This is a genomic window from Aeromicrobium sp. PFPM2_SD2, from assembly GCF_057364525.1.
Window position 1 is genome coordinate 1 of record NZ_JBNFNZ010000560.1, and the last position, 1,403, is coordinate 1,403.

At 73.1% G+C, this 1,403-nt stretch carries 2 protein-coding genes; one reads left to right on the forward strand and one right to left on the reverse strand.

Features of this window, described 5'->3' with window-relative positions:
• Nucleotides 1-445 (reverse strand): Hpt domain-containing protein (locus AC2W7G_RS16310; protein ID WP_485869361.1); only part of this gene is annotated, 445 nt, incomplete at its 3' end.
• Between the two features lie 167 nt (nt 446-612).
• Between AC2W7G_RS16310 and AC2W7G_RS16315 the strand changes: the two genes are divergently transcribed.
• The coding region (locus AC2W7G_RS16315) for an SGNH/GDSL hydrolase family protein (protein WP_485869362.1) at nt 613-1,403 on the forward strand (791 nt) is incomplete at its 3' end.

Genomic DNA, 1,403 nt, shown 5'->3' on the forward strand with positions numbered 1-1,403 from the left:
CTCGGCCGGAGCGGACGCCTCGGGCAGCAGGTCGGCGACCGGGGTGGCGGCGGGCTCGCGGCCCCTCCAGGACGGCGGTGATGGCGGCGACGGAGGCGGCGACCTCGACGCCCTCCTCGGTGCCCCGCTCCTCGATCGCGGCGAGCAGCGCACGGACGGTGTCGACCATCGCGAGCAGCACGTCGGTCGTCGTGGGCGTCATCGACATCTTGCCGTCGCGCAGGCGGGCGAGCAGGTTCTCGCCGACGTGCGTCACGGACTCGAGGTTGTTGAAGGCCAGGAAGCCGCTGGTGCCCTTGATCGTGTGGATCGTGCGGAAGATGCTGCCCAGCAGGTCGCGGGAGCCGGGCTCCTGCTCGAGCGCCACGAGGTCCCGATCGAGCTGATCGAGGTTCTCGTAGCTCTCCACCAGGAATTCCTGGACGATCTCGTCCATCTCCTCCATGGGTCCTGCCTTTCCGTCTTCCATGACCGGTCGGGGCCCACCATCGGCCGTCGGGCCGGGCTCCTGAGGGTTTTAACAACCGGCCGACGGAGTCGTCGAAGTGGTGTCCAGGAGGTGACCGGCAGACGTACGCTGGCCCCGCACACCTCACGATCCGGAGCACCACCGTGACCCGCCCCTGGCTCACCCCCCGCACCGCCCTGGCCGCCGCCGTCCTGCTCGTCGGCGCCGTCCTCGGCGCCCTCGCCACGTCCGGCGAGGCCCCCGCGTCCACGACCGCCGCGGCCGGCTCGGCGTCGGCACCGTCGGCGTTCACGTCGATGACGGTGGTGGGCGACTCCATCACCGCGCTCTACAACGACCGGCCCGGCGACGAGCGCCAGGGCTGGTGGAGCATCGTCGGACGCGCGCTCGGCGTGCCGGTCGAGCGCTACGCGCAGCCCGGGTCGGGCTACCTGCGCGAGGGCGACCGCTGCCGCGGCGTGCGGTTCTCGGCGCACACCGGCGCGCTCGCCTCGGCGCCCTCGCTGCTCGTGCTCGAGGGCGGGCGCAACGACTGGTCGTTCTGCCGCGACGGCGTCGTCGTGCCGGCGCCCGACGCGATGGTGGACGAGGCGGTCGACGCCTACATGGACTCCGTGCAGGAGACGGTGCCGGTCTCGACGCGCGTCGTCGTGCTCGGCCCGCCGTGGGGACCGGTCGCGCACCGCCACGCCGAGCGGGTGACCGCGATCGTCCGCAGCCAGGCCCAGGCGCACGGCTTCGAGTTCGTCGACATGGCGGGGGTGCTGGACGCCTCCAGCGTCTACGACGGCATCCACCCCGACCGCGACGGCAGCCGGGCCATCGCCCGCGCGTGCTCGCGGCGCTCGAGGGCGCCAGGCCTGGAGCGGGTCGGGTCAGCCCTGCAGGGCGACACCGGCGTTCTTGCTGGACTTCACGTCGATGGCGCCCGAGA